Source organism: Archangium lansingense, from assembly GCF_026626635.1.
GTDB lineage: Bacteria > Myxococcota > Myxococcia > Myxococcales > Myxococcaceae > Archangium > Archangium lansingense.
On sequence record NZ_JAPNKA010000001.1, the window covers coordinates 4702766 to 4717211 of the forward strand.

13 protein-coding genes are annotated in these 14446 nt (G+C 69.4%); 8 read left to right on the forward strand and 5 right to left on the reverse strand.

The window, feature by feature from the left end; translation table 11 throughout:
* Positions 1-31: 31 nt before the first annotated feature.
* From OV287_RS19280 to OV287_RS19300, 5 genes are all read left to right on the forward strand, one after another.
* Positions 32-409: a response regulator gene (locus OV287_RS19280; protein WP_267535501.1), complete on the forward strand. Its 378-nt coding sequence runs from the start codon at positions 32-34 to the stop codon at positions 407-409.
* A gap of 9 nt (positions 410-418) precedes the next feature.
* A complete protein-coding gene (locus OV287_RS19285) occupies positions 419-997 on the forward strand; it encodes a chemotaxis protein CheW (protein WP_267535502.1) in 579 nt (192 codons plus the stop codon).
* A gap of 6 nt (positions 998-1003) precedes the next feature.
* Entirely contained in the window at positions 1004-3526 is a 2523-nt protein-coding gene (locus OV287_RS19290) for a hybrid sensor histidine kinase/response regulator (protein WP_267535503.1), read from the forward strand.
* Between the two features lie 85 nt (positions 3527-3611).
* Positions 3612-4241 (forward strand): DedA family protein, encoded by a 630-nt coding sequence (locus OV287_RS19295; RefSeq protein WP_267535504.1) that lies wholly within the window; start codon positions 3612-3614, stop codon positions 4239-4241.
* 76 nt (positions 4242-4317) lie between these two features.
* Positions 4318-4842, forward strand: a complete 525-nt coding sequence (locus OV287_RS19300; RefSeq protein WP_267535505.1) for an MAPEG family protein — start codon at positions 4318-4320, stop codon at positions 4840-4842.
* Positions 4843-5153: 311 nt separating this feature from the next.
* Here the strand turns inward: OV287_RS19300 and OV287_RS19305 are convergent, their stop codons facing one another.
* From OV287_RS19305 to OV287_RS19320, 4 genes are all read right to left on the reverse strand, one after another.
* The gene (locus OV287_RS19305) at positions 5154-5936 is read right to left on the reverse strand and encodes an alpha/beta fold hydrolase (RefSeq protein ID WP_267535506.1); all 783 of its coding nucleotides are present in this window, start codon (positions 5934-5936) and stop codon (positions 5154-5156) included.
* A gap of 118 nt (positions 5937-6054) precedes the next feature.
* Positions 6055-6414, reverse strand: coding sequence for a hypothetical protein (locus tag OV287_RS19310; RefSeq protein WP_267535507.1), 360 nt, complete (start codon positions 6412-6414; stop codon positions 6055-6057).
* Positions 6411-6983: a YaeQ family protein gene (locus OV287_RS19315; RefSeq protein ID WP_267535508.1), complete on the reverse strand. Its 573-nt coding sequence runs from the start codon at positions 6981-6983 to the stop codon at positions 6411-6413. Before OV287_RS19315 ends, OV287_RS19310 begins: the two co-directional genes overlap by 4 nt.
* Before the next feature lie 37 nt (positions 6984-7020).
* On the reverse strand, positions 7021-7989 hold the full coding sequence (locus OV287_RS19320) for a histidine kinase dimerization/phospho-acceptor domain-containing protein (RefSeq protein ID WP_267535509.1): 969 nt from the start codon (positions 7987-7989) through the stop codon (positions 7021-7023).
* A 245-nt stretch (positions 7990-8234) separates the two neighbouring features.
* Between OV287_RS19320 and OV287_RS19325 the strand changes: the two genes are divergently transcribed.
* Positions 8235-10310: an alginate lyase family protein gene (locus OV287_RS19325; protein WP_267535510.1), complete on the forward strand. Its 2076-nt coding sequence runs from the start codon at positions 8235-8237 to the stop codon at positions 10308-10310.
* 58 nt (positions 10311-10368) lie between these two features.
* Positions 10369-11694 carry a nucleotide sugar dehydrogenase gene (locus OV287_RS19330; protein WP_267535511.1) on the forward strand — a complete coding sequence of 442 codons (1326 nt, stop codon included), beginning with the start codon at positions 10369-10371 and terminating at the stop codon, positions 11692-11694.
* A gap of 98 nt (positions 11695-11792) precedes the next feature.
* Here OV287_RS19330 and OV287_RS19335 read toward each other — a convergent pair whose 3' ends face one another.
* The gene (locus tag OV287_RS19335; RefSeq protein ID WP_267535512.1) at positions 11793-12572 is read right to left on the reverse strand and encodes an SDR family oxidoreductase; all 780 of its coding nucleotides are present in this window, start codon (positions 12570-12572) and stop codon (positions 11793-11795) included.
* 143 nt (positions 12573-12715) lie between these two features.
* Between OV287_RS19335 and OV287_RS19340 the strand changes: the two genes are divergently transcribed.
* Positions 12716-14443 (forward strand): TldD/PmbA family protein, encoded by a 1728-nt coding sequence (locus tag OV287_RS19340; protein ID WP_267535513.1) that lies wholly within the window; start codon positions 12716-12718, stop codon positions 14441-14443.
* The last annotated feature ends 3 nt before the right edge of the window (positions 14444-14446 follow it).

The following is a 14446-nucleotide window of genomic DNA, read 5'->3' on the forward strand; positions in this document are numbered from 1 at the left end:
CCGGGGGCGTGTTCGTGGAGGCAAGGGACGTATGAAGGTTTTGATCGTCGAGGATACGAAGACCATCACCAACCTCATCCAGGTGTACCTGATGGGGTGGGGACTGGAGTTCTTCGAGGCGAGCAACGGAGTGCAGGGCCTCGCGCGGGCCCGGGAGGTCAAGCCGGATCTGATCATCTCGGACGTGCAGATGCCGGAGATGGATGGGTTCGCCCTATGCGCGGCGGTGCGCGCCGACCCCATCCTTTTCTCCACGCCCTTCGTGATGTTGACGTCGCTCAAGGATGACGCGAGCCGGCAGCGCGGACGGCTGGTGGGTGCGAGTGCCTTCCTCAACAAGCCAGTGGCGGTGGATGACCTGCGCGAGAAGGTGCGCAGCATCCTGAAGCTCCCCGCCAGCAAGTACTAACGAGGGGTCATGGCCGGCGACCAGTCGCGCGGGAAGATCGACTACACGGCACTGCGCCGCAAGCTGGACGAGGCTCAGGCGGTGCTCGAGGGCGCGCAAGTGCTCAGCCCCGAGCGCCGCCGCGAGGTGCTCGCCGAGCGTGCACGCGCATTGGCCGAGTCGCGCCACGAGGAGCGGCGCGAGACGATGTCGGTGCTCGCCTTCCGCGTGGGTGGCGAGCGCTACGCCGTCCCCATCGACGCGGTGGACCACGTGCTGGAGTCCAGGGGCCTGTGCCCGCTTCCGGGAGCACCGCGGTACGTGTTGGGCGCGCTGGTGTCGCGCTCGCGCGTGGTGCCGGTGCTGGACCTGCGCCAGGTGCTGGGCCTGGAGGGGGGCGGCATGTCCGACCTGACGCGCGTGGTGGTGGTCGAGGTGTCCGAGGAGTTCTACGGACTGGCGGCCGAGGAGGTGGATGGACGGCAGGAGCTGCCTCGTGCGGACCTGTCGCAGCCTCCGCCTGGACCTTTCACGTTTCTCACCCGGGAGCGGCTGATGGTGCTGGACTTGGTCCAGCTCAGCGATCCCGCGGTGGTGGGGCGGGGATAGGGACGCATGGATCCTCGGGTTCTGCGGAGCCTTTGGCCCATCTTCGCCGCGGAGACGCGCGAGCAGCTGCAGACCATTGGCACTGCGGTGCTCGGGCTGGAGCAGGGCACCGCCGAGCAGGCGGCCGAGCAGCTCACCGCGCTCAAGCGGGAGGTGCACAGCCTCAAGGGGTCCGCGGCCAGTCTGGGCCTGGCGGATATTGAGCAGTTGGTGCACGCCATGGAGGACGCGCTGGCGCGTTGCGCTCCTGGCCATGTGCCGCCGCCAGGACTGGTGGAGGCGACCCTACGGAGCCTGTCGGCCATGGAGGCCGCGCTCAACCAGGGTGACTCCGGTGAGATGCCGGCCATCGACGGTCTGGCCTCGTTGCTGTCCGCGCTCGGGCGCGGCGGTTTCGAGCAGGCCACCGAGGTGAAGGCCAAGGTGCCGGCGCAGTTTCGGCGCGACGGCCTGCAGACGCTGGAGAAGCTGGAGGCGTCGCTGGGCCGGCTGTGCTCTCCGGGCCTGGAAGATCGGCCGGGCGCCGTCTGGGAGGCGGTGGGCCTGGCCGAGCTGCTGAAGGCCGCGGCCAACACCGCGGGCATCTCCGCCGTGGAGTCGCTGGCGAGCTCCGTCCGCGCCGGCTTCGCGCGCATGGAGGAGGCGGGCGTTGGGGCCAGTGTGGCGGCCTCGGACATCGCGGGTGCATTGGTGCAACTGCGCGGTGCCCTGGAGTCGCTCGCCGAGGAGACTCCGGCCGAGCCCGCGGCGGCCCCCGCGGAGCCAGAGGTGATGGCGCGCTCGGCGGGCGGCCGGCGCCAGCAGGACATGGACCGGGCGGTGCGCGTGTCGGTGCGCACGCTCGACTCGCTGGCGCTGCAGGTGGAGCAGCTCGCGGCCGGCCGGGCCCAGCAGTTGCGCCGCGCCGAGGCCCATCGGGAGCTGCTGGAGCAGACGAACCAGGCCCTGTTGCAGCTGGAGCGCGCGGCCCAGCAGCTGGCGCTCTCCGGTGGCGGCGGGGCGCTGGAGGCGCTGCGTGCCGGAGTGGGGCAGGTGCGTGGCGTGCAGAAGCGGCTGGTGCAGCTGTCCAAGGACGTGCACCGCGAGGGCGAGCAGCTCGCGCTGGTGGCCCAGGTGGTGCGCGACGACCTGCGCGATCTCCGGATGGTGCCGGCCTCGCAGATGCTCGAGCCGCTCAAGCGCACGGTGCGCGAGCTGGCGGCGCGGCTGGGCAAGGACGTGGAGCTGGTGCTCGCGGGTGGAGACGTGCGCATCGACCGGCGCATCGTCGACGTGCTGAAGGATCCGCTGCTGCACCTGGTGCGCAACGCGCTGGACCATGGCATCGAGACGACGGCCCAGCGCGTGACCGCGGGCAAGCCGCAGCGTGGGCAGCTCACGGTGCGGGTGGAGCCCCGGGGCACGCGTCTGGCGGTGGTGGTGGAGGATGACGGCGCGGGCCTGTCACCGGAGAACGTGCGGGCCACGGCCGTGCGCCGCGGGCTGCTCACCGAGGCGGAGGCCGCCAAGCTCACGGAGCTGCAGGCCGCGCGGCTCGTCTTCGAGCCGGGCTTCTCCACGAGGGATCAGGTGACGGAGACGTCCGGGCGCGGCGTGGGCCTGGACGTGGTGCAGAGCACCGCCACGCGGCTGCAGGGCGCGGTGGACCTCTCCTACGAGAAGGGCCAGGGCACGCGCTTCACCATCGATCTGCCGCTGATCCTCGCGGGCGCGCTGGGTCTGCTGGTGCGGACCGGCACGGCGGTGGTGGCCATTCCCTCGGACGCGGTGGAGCGCGTGCTGCGGCTGTCGCCCGGGGACGTGGGCACGGTGGCCGGGCACGTGGTGGCGCGCGTGGAGGACGAGCAGCTGCCCTTCCACCCCCTCTCCACGTCCATCGGGCAGCCCCGGCTGCCGCTGGCCATCGAGTCGGGCAAGCACCAGACGGCCATGGTGCTGGCGCTCGGCGGCGTGCGCGCGGTGTTTGCCATGGACGCGGTGGTGGGACAGCAGGAGATCGTTGTTCGCTCACTGGGGCGGCACCTGCAGACCGTGTCGCACCTGGCTGGGGCCGCCGTGCTGGATGACGGCAGCGTGGTGCCGGTGCTCAATGCGCCCGAGCTGCTGCGCGTCGCCGCCGCTCCGGTGGTGCTGCGTGCCGCCACCGAGGTACGCCGCTCGCATATCCTCGTGTGCGACGACGCGCTCACCACCCGCTTCGCCATCAAGTCGCTGCTGGAGATCGCCGGCTACTCGGTGGTGACGGCCGGGGATGGCGAGGAGGCGCTGGGCATCCTCGAGCGCACGCCGTGTCAGCTCGTGGTGAGTGACTGGCAGATGCCGCGGTTGGACGGCATCGGGCTCACCCGCCGCATTCGCGCTCACCCCAAGCTGTCGCACATTCCGGTCATCCTCTGTACGTCGCTGGACAGTCCGCAGGAGCGGGCCGCCGGCCTGGAGGCGGGTGCGGACGGTTACCTCGTCAAGCGCGAGGTGGAGCGCGGCAAACTGTTGGATCTGGTGCGTCAGCTACTGCCCTCGAGCGCCTGAGCAGGCGAGGAGACGGGGCCTTCCCGGGAGCGTCCCCTTCTCCCCGCCCCGAGGCGTGTCCATGTTGCCCGCACCAGGAGGCGGCGTGGAAGCGCAGGTCGCACTATGGATCGCGGCGTTCTCGTATCCGGCGGTGTTCCTGCTGCTCGTCTTGTGCGGGGTGGGCGTGCCGCTGAGCGAGGAGCTGGTCATGATCACCGGTGGGTTGGTGGTCGCGCATAGTGGCGCGAGCCTCATGACCATGGTGCTCGCCGCCTATCTGGGGATTGTTGTTGGCGACAGCGCGCTGTATCGGATCGGACGCTCGCTGGGGCCCAGGGTGTTCTCACATCCCAAGATGGCAAGGATGCTGACTCCGGCGCGCATCGAGCTGCTCCAGAAGATGTTTGCGCGGCGGGGGGCGGTGGCGGTGTTCCTCGCGCGCTTCCTGCCGGGACTGCGGGCCCCGGCGTTCCTGCTGGCGGGTGCCACCGGGCTGCCCTACCGCCGGTTCGTCTTGGCCGATGCCACCGCGGCCTGGGTTCCTGCCCTGGGGATGACGTGGCTGGGCTTCCGGTTCGGCCCCCAGGTGCTCACGGACGTGCAGGGCGGCCTGCGGTGGCTGCTCCTCGCTGCGGTGGTGGTGGCCCTGGGCGTGCTCAGTGTGCGTTGGGTGCGGCGGCGGGTGGCGGTGCGCACCACGCGGGTCGTGCAGGCTCCCGAGGGCGAGCCCTGAGCTTCATCCGTGGAGGTCCCCTTTGATTCAGGCCCTGCCAGCCTGGGTCTTCTTGGATTCCTGACGGCCCGGCCACATGCAAATCTCGGCATCCGTGATGTTCAGGCTCAATTCATCGCAGAAGAAAGTCCGTCTCGGCATCTGGAGCGCAGTCGTCTTCGGCTGGAGCCTGTTCTTTGGCTTGCGTGCGATCCTGCCCGAGCCGGGGACCGTGCGCGAAGCCGTGGCGTGGCTCGCGCTCGCGCCGGCCGTAGTGATCTTCGTGCTCGTGATGGCGGTGGGCCAGGCGCGATTCCTCAGTGAAGGCATCGATCCGCTGCAGGGCAAGGATCCGCACTTCGTGGTGGTGACCAATCGCGTGCTCTCCAACACGACCGAGCAGACGTTCATCTTCGTGCTCGCGGGCATGACGCTGATCGCGCTCCTGCCGCTCGAGAAGCTCGGCGCCATCCCGGCCCTGGCCGTGCTGTTCGTGGTGGCGCGCATGGCGTTCTGGATCGGCTATCTGCGTCAGGCCTTGCTGCGCGCACCCGGCATGGCACTGACCATCCAGATCAACCTGGTGCTGCTGGTGTGGTGCGCCATCACCCTCGCGAGCTGACCCGGACGCGGTCCATTCCTGGGCCGTGCATACGGCCCCCCAGTGCCACCGAGAGGGGGCCGACCTGGTGCGGGCGCCCGGCCGAGCTACGGGAACGTCACGCCGTCGAAGAGCTTGCCCCCGTCATCCGCCTCCGGGCTCCACAGCTTCAGGGTGAAGGTGCCGCGCGCCTCCTCCTCGGTCGCCACTCCATCCTGATCGACCACCTCAACGGCCGCGTGGCGCCCAACTTCTGGACGTCCTACGAGCGGAACAAAGACGAGTACGAGAAGCGGTTCCCGGAAGGGTGAGCCACTCGTCCGCTGAGCGGCTCAGTGCCCGGACTTGCAGCGGCCGAGGAAGCGGACGAGCTCCGAGTGGAACCACTGCGGCGCGTCCAGCATCGGCCAGTGACTCGCGTGCGGCAGCACGGAGCGGGACAGCTCGGGACGCTGGGCCACCAGTGTCTCCGGGCCGGTGGCCGTTACCAGCGCGTGGGTGGGCCCGGTGAAGCGCTCGAAGGCCTCGTCCGGGTTGTAGCCGAAGAGCGACTCCATGTTTCCGGAGATGGCCTCCCGTCGCGAGGTCCGCATCGTCTTCATGACCAGCGCGCGTGTCTTCTCCTTCGCCTCGAGGAGCAGGGGCGTGAACCAGTGCTCGTGGAAGCCGCCATACTTCGCCGCGCTGAAGTTCTCGAGCCAGCCGTCCCTGTCTGCCTTCGGCATGCGGCGCAGGTCTCCCACCGGCTCGACGTAGAGGATCCCGGCGAGCCGCTCGGGATAGTACGAGGCGAAGGCACCGGCGACCGCGGCCCCAAAGCCATGGCCCACCAGGACGAACTTCTCGGGCAGCAGCGCGTCGGCCACGGCGGCGACATCCTCCACGCAGGCCTCCACGCCGAAGGGGCCGTGGGGACCGCCGCTCTCGCCCATCCCTCGCTGGTCGAACGAGACGCTACGGGTCGCGAGACCGTGCTGCGTCTCGGCCCAGTGCGTCCGGTCGGCGGCGAAGTCGTGCACGAAGAGGACGGGGACGCCGCCGTCGCCTTCTGTTGTCACCATCAGCCGCCCCGCGGGTCCGGGCACGGTCACCGTCGTCGCTTCCTTGTGCTTCATCGTGTCAGCTCCCGGCCCCGGTATGGGCCAGGGCCTTCCCCGGAGTCTGTCCTACTGCCTCGAGAACGAGTAGCGGCCGGGGCGCGAGCGCTCACCTTCGAACATCGTGAGCGAACGTCTACGCGCCTTCCACCTCGAGCAGCGCCGCGAGGAACAGCTCGTAGGTCAGCTCGGCGACCGGCCGTTTCTCACGGCGGGCCTGGGTGCGCAGGGCCTTGGGCAGCGAGCAGGGCTTGCCGTGCTCGCCATCGCGCATCTTCACATAGCCTCGCTCGGAGAACCCGACCACCTGCCATCCCCGCTTGACGAGTGCCTGGCTGAGGTCGTCGGTGAGCTGGTGGTGAACGGCCTTGGCCATGGGCAGCAGGCCGAAGATCTCGCTCGACCAGCCGCCTTCTTCTTCGCTCCAGCCCCGCGCGCGCAGGTAGTTGGCCTTGCGGGCGAGCGAGAGCCCTCCGACGTGGCGCTCGAGCTTCACAGGGACGCGCGGGTCAGTGGACCGTCGAAGCTCTGCCCCTCGCACTCGATATAGGCGTGGTCTCCGACCAGGGTCAGCGACAGCTTGATCCGCCGGGAGTCGAAGCCAGAGAGTGCACGCAGCAGGTCGGCGTCGATTGCGGCGAGCTCGGCCTTCGCCACGCGCGTGGCCTTCACCTCGCGTGCCTCGGTGAGGAACGCCTCGAGTCGCTGGGGAGACTCGAATAGCACCGACACCTTCGCGTGCGGGTTCTGGTCGACCGCGCGCTGGAGCTTCAGCGGGTCCGCCTTGCCAACGCGCACCCAGCTCGTGACCAGGCCGGTGTAGTCGCGGCACTCGAGGTCCGGCTCCTCGGGCTCGCCCAGGCCCTTGCCGAAAGTCAGCCGCTCCTCCCACAGCCAGCAGAATGCAATCACCCGCAGCCAGACGCGCTGCATGGTCTCGGACGGGTGGCGCGCAACCTTGAGGCTCAGCTGCGGCTGGTCGATCGCGCGATCCACGTGACTCAGGGCGATCTGGAAGTCGTACAACGTCGGAGCGAGGGTCATCGGAGCGGAGCTATAGCGCATCCGCTCCCGGCCCGTCTGGCTCTCGCGGAGGGTGCACTCAACCCGGGAGCCGCGGCAGCAGCACGGACAGCTCGAACCCGGGAGCCTCCTGCACGGAGATCCGGGCCTGCCATCTCCGCGCGAGCCGCTCCAGGCCCTCGAGTGCGCGCTCCGGCAATGGGCGCTCCGTACGGGCCTGCACGAGCAGCCGCCACGCATCCACCCCGTCCGGCGCATCCACCCGCAGCACCACTTCCGAGGGCCTGGCCCCGGACAACAGCCGCTCCAGCGTCCGCACCAGCAGGGCCGAGCCCGTTCGCGGCATCCGGAGCAGCACTGGCCCCGAGGGCAGCTCCAACCGTGCGCACCCATGTCGCCCGGGGCCGAAGGTGGCGCTCAACGACGCGCGCAGATCCTCCGCGGGGGCGTCTCCGCCCGAGGGTCGCTGCTGGAGGCGCACGTTCATCTCTCCCGCCGCCCGGCCCATGCGCTCCAGGTAGCGCTGCATGGAGGGAGTGAGCGCGCCCGCCATGCCCTTGGTCATCATGTCGATATAGCCATGCATGACGAGCAGCGGCGTGCGCAGATCATGCGCCGCGCGAGACCAGGCCCGCTCCCGGTACGAGAGCAATTCCCTTAGTCGTAGCCGCTCCAGGCGAAGCCGTTTGTGCTCGGCCTGGGCCGCGTCCTCGCGCTCCCGGCACGCCAGCAGCGCGCTGCCCAGTGCCGTCAGACGGGCAAGGTGCTGCCGATCCGCGGCATCCACACACGGCAGGCCCAGCACCAGCGCCGTGCGCCCGTCCTTCATCATCTGAAGGGGATGGGCCCGCGCCGGAACCGGTGGCGCCACGCCCGCGAGCGCCACGCGCTGGGCGCCCGCATACAGCGCGGCACCCGGCGCCTCCGTGAGACGCACTACCGACTCCACGAGCGCATCGAGTCCTGCCCTCGCCCCGTGGTGCAGCGCCCGCTCGGCTACCGCCGAGAGGGTTCGCTCCACCTCGGAGGCGCTGACACTCCGTCCCACGCGCCACCCGCTCCAAGCACCCGCCTGCACACAGGAGGAATGGCCACGGTGCGCTGACGGCGCAACGCGGCCCTACGTGGGAACCCGGAGGGTGACGGACGGAAAACCCTTTCCTACTCATTCACCCGACCAGCCAACCTTTTTACTGGCCTACAGGGATTCCTCGTTCCCAAACCCCGCATTTCCCTGGGCGAGCGCTGGCCGACCACTTGCTATCGCTGACGTCCGGGATGGGACGGAGCGCGATGGGGACGCTGGGATACTACTCGACGATCGCACGGCTCGCGCCGGGAGGACTCGCCAAGGGGATGGCCCGGCGAGTCCAGGGAGTGGCGCGGCAGGCCCTCTATCGGAGGCGTGAACGCCTCGACGAGCTGAGGCTGCTGGAGGCCTTCGGTGCCTCCACCGTGGATGAGCTGGCCGGGCGGGCGCTGTCGGGGCGTCCTGGCCAGGCGTGGTGCGAGGTGGCGCGGCGGGCCTCCGTCCTGGAGGCGCTCGCGGAGCTGCCCCGTGCTCGAGAGCGAGCCCTGAAGCGGGCCCGGGCCGCACTTCGCGGCGAGTTCGATGTCTTCGGGACCCGGGTGTGCTTCGGCGAGGGACAGCCAGTGGACTGGAGCAGGGATCCAGTGAGCGGCTACCGCTACCCGGTCCTTCCGGTGGAGCAGCTGCGGATGGCGCAGCCGGGAGTGGATCCAAAGTACCCCTGGGTGCTCGGCCGGTTGGATTGTCTGGTAGCGCTCGGCCAGGGGTACTGGGTGGAGCGCGGCGAGAAGGCGCGCGGAGACTTCGCGCGGGCCTTCGTGGCGCGGACCCTGGATTTTCTTCATGCCAATCCGGTGGGGCAGGGGGTTCACTGGACATGCGCCATGGAAGTGGCGCTGCGTGCAGCCAACCTGGCGCAGGCGCTGGTGATGTTCGCGGACGCACCCGAGGCGCGCAGGCCGGAGTTCCTCGTGCCGGTGCTGGAGTCGCTGGCCGAGCACACCGCCTGGGTGGAGGCGCACCTGGAGGATCAGGGTGCGGTGCCCAACAACCACCTCATCTCCAACTACGTGGGCCTGTTGGTAGCGGGCCTGCTCTTCCTGGAGCTGCCGGACGCCCCGAGGCAGGTGGCTCGTGCGGTAGCAGGGCTGCGGACGCAGATGGCCGCGCAGGTGCACCCGGAGGGCACCTCCTTCGAGGGCTCCGTGCCGTACCACCGCCTGTCGGTGGAGCTCTTCACCCTGGCCCTGGTGGTGGCGCGTGGCCAGGGCGTAGACCTGGGGACGAAGTACGCCACGCGGCTGCATCGCATGTACGAGGCCTCTCGCGCCTGGTGCTCCGAGCAGGGGCTGGCGCCGCAGGTGGGCGACAACGACTCGGGCCGTGTCTTCCCCTTCCAGGAGCGGGACTCGCGCGAGCAGGGTTACCTCGCACCGCTGGGGGCGGCCCTCTTCGGTGATGCGAAGCTGGCGGAGGGGCCCTTCCCGGATGAGGCCGCCTGGCTGCTGGGACTGTCCGGTCTCGAATGCTTCCGAGGGCTGCCCGCTGCACGGCCCGCGGGCTCGGTGAGCTTCCCCGAAGGGGGCTTCCACGTGCTGCGCGGGGCGGGGGCGGTGGTGACGGTGAGTGCCGGCACCCAGGGACAGCACGGGGTGGGCGGGCACAGCCACAACGACAAGCTCTCCTTCGAGCTGCACCTGCGCGGACGGCCCGTCATCGTGGACCCGGGCACGGGCACGTACACGCGGGAGCCGGTGGTGCGCAACGCGTTCCGCTCCACGGCCGCGCACAACACGCTCGAGGTGGACGGCACGGAGCAGACGCCGCTGGAGCCGGGCCGACTGTTCGCGCTGCCCGAGGCGGCGCGCGCTCGCGTGCAGGTGTTCCAACCGGGGGCGGAGCTGGATCGCCTCGCCGTGCGCCACGATGGCTACCGCGTGCTGCCCTCTCCCGTGGGAGTGGAGCGCACCTTCGTGCTCGACAAGCGCGAGCGCGCGCTCGGAGTGACGGACGCGCTGGTGGGGGTGGGGCTTCACGATGTGAAGGGGAGGCTCCACCTTCCGGACCGCGAGGCGCGAATGAGGGCGCCAACGCCCGAGCAGCTGGCGCGGGCGCTGCGTGTACCGGAGGCGCCGCGGAGCTTCGAATCCCTGGGTGTGGAGTTGGGGCCGGCGGAGGCACCGGAGGCACTGGTGCTCTTCGCGGAGGGCCTGGAGCCGCGGTTGGAGCCGTCTCGGTACTCGCCGGGATACGGCCTCGTGGTGCCGTCGCAGGTGGTGGTGTTCGGGGGGCGGGTGTCGCCCCCGGTGTGGCTGAGGTGGGTGGTCGTCTTCAACTGAAGACACGGGACGGGGCGTGACGGGGGGGACCCGCATGCCTTCAGGAGAGGTGAGTCAGATGCGCGTCATGGTGAGCCCGCTGCTGGAGAAGATTCGTCGGCGCGAGGCGAGGGTGGGCGTGGTGGGGATGGGCTACGTCGGTCTGCCGCTGGGGATGGCGTTCGCGGAGGCCGGCTTCCCCGTGACTGGACTCGAAGTGGACAAGCGGAAGGTGGACAACATCGGCAAAGGGGTGAGCTACATCAAGCACATTCCCAGCGCTCCGCTGGCGGAGCTGACGAGCAAGGGCAAGCTGAGGGCAACGACGGACTTCGCGAAGGCCCGCGAGATGGACTGCATCATCATCTGCGTGCCCACGCCCCTGACGGCCTCGCGTGAGCCCGACATGAGCTACATCGTCAAGACGGGCGAGGCGCTGTCGCCGCACGTCCGTCCCGGGCAGCTCTTCATCCTGGAGTCCACCACGTACCCGGGCACCACGGACGAGGTCCTCAAGCCGCTGCTGGAGCGGAGCGGCCTGAAGGCGGGCGTGGACTTCCACCTGGCCTTCAGCCCCGAGCGCGAGGATCCGGGCAACAAGAGCTTCAACACCAAGACGATTCCGAAGATCGTCGGTGGCCACACGCCGGCGTGCCTCGAGGTGGCGCAGGCCCTCTATGCCAGCGCGCTGAAGGAGACGGTGCCCGTGTCCTCCACCCGCGTGGCCGAGCTGGCCAAGCTGTTGGAGAACATCTACCGCTGCGTCAACATCGCCATGGTCAACGAGATGAAGATGCTCTGCGACCGGATGAACATCGACGTGTGGGAGGTCATCAACGCGGCGGCGACGAAGCCCTTCGGCTTCCAGGCCTTCTACCCGGGCCCGGGCCTCGGCGGTCACTGCATCCCGATCGATCCCTTCTACCTGACGTGGAAGGCGCGCGAGTACGAGTTCCACACCAAGTTCATCGAGCTGGCCGGCGAGGTGAACACGCAGATGCCGTACTACGTGGTCACGCGGACCATGGAGGCGCTCAACAAGAACAAGAAGACGCTCAACGGCGCGAAGGTGCTCTGCCTCGGTGCGGCGTACAAGAAGGACATCGACGACATGCGCGAGAGCCCGAGCCTCCGGGTCATCTCGCTGCTCAAGGAGAAGGGCGCCGAGGTCGCCTTCCACGACCCCTACGTGCCCCGCCTCGAGGAGGGCCACGGCTTCCACTACTCGATGCAGTCGGTGCCGCTGCACCCGGAGACGATCGGCCAGTACGACGCGGTCGTCATCCTCACGGACCACTCGTGCATCGACTACAACATGGTGGTGAAGCAGTCGCAGTGCGTCGTCGATACCCGCAACGCCTGCAAGAACGTGGGCCCCGGGCGTGAGAAGGTGACCAAGGCCTGACAGGCGTGAGGTGGGCCGGCCCGGTTGCCGTCCCGCCAGAACGCTGGAGGCCCCGCTGCGGCGCCATGAGGGGAGGCGCCGGGCGGGGTCTCCCTTTTCTACGGACGCTTGTTACCGGGCGCGCCGGGCTCGGGAATGGCCAGGTCCTCGGACGAGTAGTACTCGATGACCTGCTGCCGGTATGCCGGCCGCGAGTACACCTCGGGGCGAGGCTGCTCGATGGTCTCCACGAGGACGGCGGCGACCTCCTCGACGGACTGGGCGCCGGGAATCTTGCGCGAGTCCACGCCGCCGCCGAGCGCGTTCACGCCGAACTCGGTGGCCACCACTCCCGGTAGGAACGTGGTGACGTGGATGCCCGGGTAGCGCTCGCGCAGCTCCTGGCGCAGGTTGGCCGTCAGTGCGTTGAGCGCGTGCTTGGCCGCGTTGTAGGCCGAGCGCTCCGGAACGTACGGCACCCGCCCCAACATGGACGAGACGTTGATGAGGTGCCCGCGCCCGCGCGACTGGAAGTGCGGCAGCACCGTCTGCATGCCATAGAGGGCCGACTTGACGTTGACGCGCATCATCTCGTCGAAGTCCTCGTCGGTGAGCTCGGAGACGAGCTTGCTGATGCCGCGCCCCGCGTTGTTCACCCAGACATCCACGTGCCCGAAGCGGGCGAGCGCAGTCTCCAGGAGCCGCTGCATGTCCGCGCGCTGAGAGACGTCGGTGACGACCGGGAGCGCCTCGGACCCTACACGAGCCGCCACCTGGCGCAGCTCGGGCTCGCGCCGTGCGGCGAGCACCACCTTCCAGCCCATCTTGCCCGCCAGCTCCGCCAGGGCGGCCCCGATGCCCGCGCTCGCCCCGGTGATCACCACCACTTTGTTGTCCATGAACGTCTCCTCGGGTTCCGCTGTTCGCGGCGCTGTCTATCGGACGCACACCGTCCAGGCGAGCGGTTCCTGGAGGGTCCTTCTCCCACCGTTCACGTGAGGTGGAGCATGCTGGCGGGAGCTGGCTCGGCTAGAGTCGGGGCGTGCGAACCCGAAACTGGCCCGTCCTTCCACTGCTCGCCGCCTCCGTTCTGCTCACCGCCGCCGCGCCCGCCCCGGACGCGCGCGTGACGCTGCTGAACGCCATGGCGGACGAGCTCCAGCGCAACCAGAAACAGCTCAAGCTGCAGAACCACGAGCCTCCGTACTTCATGAGCTACCAGCTCAAGGAGGGGGAGCAGCACGGCATCGTCGCCCGGTACGGGGCCATCTTCTTGGATGACTCGTACCGCGAGCGAAAGCTGTACGTGGACGTGCGGGTGGGCTCGTACGAGTTCGACAACTCGGGCCCCGAGGAATACGACTTCTTTGGCGGCGGCCGGGGCTCCAGCTACTCGGCCAACAAGGACGCCCCCATCGACGACTCGCCCCTGGCGCTGCGCACCTCGCTGTGGCTGGTGACGGACGAGAAGTACAAGGCCGCGCTCTCGCAGTTCCTCAAGAAGAAGGCGGAGAACGTCTACGCGGTGGAGGATCCGAAGCAGGCGCCGTCCTTCTCCAAGGAGAAGCCGGCGACGTACGTGCAGCAGCCGGTGGCCTTCCCGTTCGATCACGACCGCTGGGCCCGGGTGGCCCGCGAGGTGTCCGCGCGCTTCAAGGCGCACCCGGAGATCTTCGACTCGGAGGTGCGGGTGACGGCGGACAAGGTGAGGCGCCTGTTCGTGTCCAGCGAGGGCGGCCGCATCGTGACGGAAGAGACGATGTACGGGCTGCACGTGACGGCGGTGACGCGGGCGGAGGACGGGCAGCTGTTGGACAACTCGCGCAACTACTACGCGCCGACCGAGGCGGGGTTGCCGGACGACAAGAAGCTGGCCGAGGCCACCACCAAGGTCATCGACGAGCTGCTGGCGCTGCGCAAGGCGCCGGCCATCGACCCGTACACGGGACCGGCCATCCTCGCGGCGGAGGCGGCGGGAGTGCTCTTCCACGAGACGATGGGCCACCGGCTGGAGGGAGATCGGCAGGATGGGGAAGGGGAGGGGAAGACGTTCCGGGGCCAGGTGGGCAAGCAGCTGCTGCCCACGTTCATCAGCCTCGTGGATGACCCGACGGTGCGCTCGCTGCGGGATGAGCCGCTCAACGGCTACTACGAGTACGACGAGGAGGGCGTGAAGGGGCAGCGGACGGTGCTGGTGGACAAGGGCGTGTTGAAGGGCTACCTGCTGTCGAGGCGGCCGCTGGATGGCTTCCCGCTGTCCAACGGGCACGGGCGCAGCCAGGGCACGCGCAAGCCGGTGGCGCGCATGGCCAACCTCATTGTCGAGTCGACGAAGCAGGTGGATGACGCGGAGCTGAAGAAGCAGCTCATCGCCGAGGCGAAGCGGCAGGGCAAGCCGTACGGCCTGATCATCCGGGACATCACGGGCGGCAACACGAACACGTCGAGCTACGGCTACCAGGCGTTCAAGGGTATGCCGCGGATGGTGTACCGGGTGGACGTGAAGACGGGGCAGGAGACGCTGGTGCGCGGAGTGGAGATTGTCGGTACTCCGCTGTCGTCGATGAACCGGATCGTGGCCACGGGCCGCAAGCAGGGCATCTTCAACGGCTACTGCGGAGCGGAGAGCGGGAACGTGCCGGTGTCCACGGTGGCGCCGCCGGTGCTGCTGCAGGAGATCGAGCTGCAGCGCACGGTGGAGGGTAAGGACCGTCCCCCCATCCTGCTGAGCCCGACGGAGGGCACCACCGCCAGCGATGAAGTGAAGTAGGGC